2 rRNA genes (1 of these 2 cut by a window edge) are annotated in these 2,858 nt (G+C 54.5%); both read right to left on the bottom strand.

Features of this window, described 5'->3' with window-relative positions:
- Positions 1-10 precede the first annotated feature (10 nt).
- A 5S ribosomal RNA gene (gene rrf / locus VI08_RS19500) occupies positions 11-125 on the bottom strand.
- A gap of 117 nt (positions 126-242) precedes the next feature.
- Positions 243-2,858, bottom strand: a 23S ribosomal RNA gene (locus tag VI08_RS19495); it runs 269 nt beyond the window's last position.

Here is a 2,858-nt window from a genome sequence, read left to right as displayed (position 1 = left end):
GGTATAAGGCCCCTGGCGGTGACCTACTCTTGCATGGCTTGAGCCACACTACCATCGGCGCATGCGCGTTTCACTTCTGAGTTCGGGATGGGATCAGGTGGGACCACGCCGCTATAGCCGCCAGGGAAGGGGTGGGAGCAGCGCATGGGCGCCGGCTCCACAGAGGGTGTAAACGAGTGACAAGCGTCCGGGAACGTCCGGATCGAAGCTTGAGTTAAGACGGTGAAGCGTCTTGGGGTTATATGGTCAAGCCTCACGGCTCATTAGTACGCGTAAGCTCAATGCATTGCTGCACTTCCACACCGCGCCTATCAACCACCTAGTCTTGATGGTGCCTTAAGGAGAGTCTAGCTCTCGGGAGATCTCATCTTGAGGCGCGCTTCCCGCTTAGATGCTTTCAGCGGTTATCGCTTCCGTTCATAGCTACCGGGCAATGCCATGGGCATGACAACCCGAACACCAGCGGAACGTCCACTCCGGTCCTCTCGTACTAGGAGCAGCCCCTCTCAAATCTCCAACGCCCACGACAGATAGGGACCGAACTGTCTCACGACGTTCTGAACCCAGCTCGCGTACCACTTTAAATGGCGAACAGCCATACCCTTGGGACCGGCTACAGCCCCAGGATGTGATGAGCCGACATCGAGGTGCCAAACACCGCCGTCGATATGAACTCTTGGGCGGTATCAGCCTGTTATCCCCGGAGTACCTTTTATCCGTTGAGCGATGGCCCTTCCATACAGAACCACCGGATCACTAAGACCTACTTTCGTACCTGCTTGATCCGTCGATCTCGCAGTCAAGCACGCTTATGCCTTTGCACACAGTGCGCGATGTCCGACCGCGCTGAGCGTACCTTCGTGCTCCTCCGTTACTCTTTGGGAGGAGACCGCCCCAGTCAAACTACCCACCATACACGGTCCCCGATCCGGATTACGGACCTAGGTTAGAACGTCAAGCACTTCAGGGTGGTATTTCAAGGATGGCTCCACCAGAACTAGCGTCCTGGTTTCATAGCCTCCCACCTATCCTACACAGAAGAACTCAACGTTCAGTGTAAAGCTATAGTAAAGGTTCACGGGGTCTTTCCGTCTTGCCGCGGGAACGCTGCATCTTCACAGCGATTTCAATTTCACTGAGTCTCGGGTGGAGACAGCGCCGCTGTCGTTACGCCATTCGTGCAGGTCGGAACTTACCCGACAAGGAATTTCGCTACCTTAGGACCGTTATAGTTACGGCCGCCGTTTACTGGGGCTTCGATCAAGAGCTTCGCCTTGCGGCTGACCCCATCAATTAACCTTCCAGCACCGGGCAGGCGTCACACCCTATACGTCCACTTTCGTGTTTGCAGAGTGCTGTGTTTTTGATAAACAGTCGCAGCGGCCAGGTTACTGCGACCCCTCGATGCTCAGTCACGCACGTGACCACACCAAGGGGCGCACCTTCTCCCGAAGTTACGGTGCCATTTTGCCTAGTTCCTTCACCCGAGTTCTCTCAAGCGCCTTGGGATTCTCACCCTGCCTACCAGTGTCGGTTTACGGTACGGTTTTTCTACAGCTGAAGCTTAGTGGCTTTTCCTGGAAGCGTGGTCTCAGTCACTTCGTCCTCATAGGACTCGTCTCGGTGCTCGGCATAGAGGTTCCCGGATTTGCCTAAGAACCATGCCTACCGCCTTTCCCCAGGACAACCAACGCCTGGTAGACCTAACCTTCTCCGTCCCCACATCGCACTGTAGAAAAGTGCAGGAATATTAACCTGCTTCCCATCGACTACGCATTTCTGCCTCGCCTTAGGGGCCGACTCACCCTGCGCCGATGAACGTTGCGCGAGGAAACCTTGGGCTTTCGGCGGGGAGGCTTTTCACCCCCCTTATCGTTACTCATGTCAGCATTCGCACTTCCGATACCTCCAGCAGACTTTACAATCCACCTTCACAGGCCTACGGAACGCTCCTCTACCGCGTACAGGTCAAAACCTGTACACCCCGAGCTTCGGTGCATAGCTTAGCCCCGTTAAATCTTCCGCGCAGACCGACTCGACCAGTGAGCTATTACGCTTTCTTTAAAGGGTGGCTGCTTCTAAGCCAACCTCCTGGCTGTCTATGCCTTTCCACATCGTTTTCCACTTAGCTATGACTTTGGGACCTTAGCTGCGGGTCTGGGTTGTTTCCCTTTTCACGACGGACGTTAGCACCCGCCGTGTGTCTCCCGTGTAGCACGTGTTGGTATTCGGAGTTTGCCATGGTTTGGTAAGTCTCAATGACCCCCTAGCCATAACAGTGCTCTACCCCCAACAGTGTTCGCACGAGGCGCTACCTAAATAGCTTTCGAGGAGAACCAGCTATCTCCGAGTTTGTTTAGCCTTTCACTCCGATCCTCAACTCATCCCCATCTATTGCAACAGATGTGGGTTCGGTCCTCCAGTGCGTGTTACCGCACCTTCAACCTGGTCAAGGATAGATCACTCGGTTTCGGGTCTACTGCCAGAGACTATTCGCCCTATTCAGACTCGGTTTCCCTTCGCCTCCCCTATACGGTTAAGCTTGCCACTGACAGTAAGTCGCTGACCCATTATACAAAAGGTACGCAGTCACCCTTGCGGGCTTCCACTGCTTGTACGTATACGGTTTCAGGGTCTATTTCACTCCCCTCTCCGGGGTTCTTTTCGCCTTTCCCTCACGGTACTAGTTCGCTATCGGTCAGTCAGGAGTATTTAGCCTTGGAGGATGGTCCCCCCATGTTCAGACAAGGTTTCACGTGCCTCGCCTTACTCAATTTCATGCCATGCACCCTTTCGTCTACCGGGCTATCACCGTCTACGGCCAGCTTTTCCACGCTGTTCGACTAGAATGTACGACA

The sequence above is a fragment of the Luteibacter yeojuensis genome (assembly GCF_000964085.1).
In the GTDB taxonomy this organism is placed as follows: domain Bacteria; phylum Pseudomonadota; class Gammaproteobacteria; order Xanthomonadales; family Rhodanobacteraceae; genus Luteibacter; species Luteibacter yeojuensis_A.
Note: the sequence above shows the minus strand (reverse complement) of the source record. Positions and strands in the feature narration are given on the sequence as shown.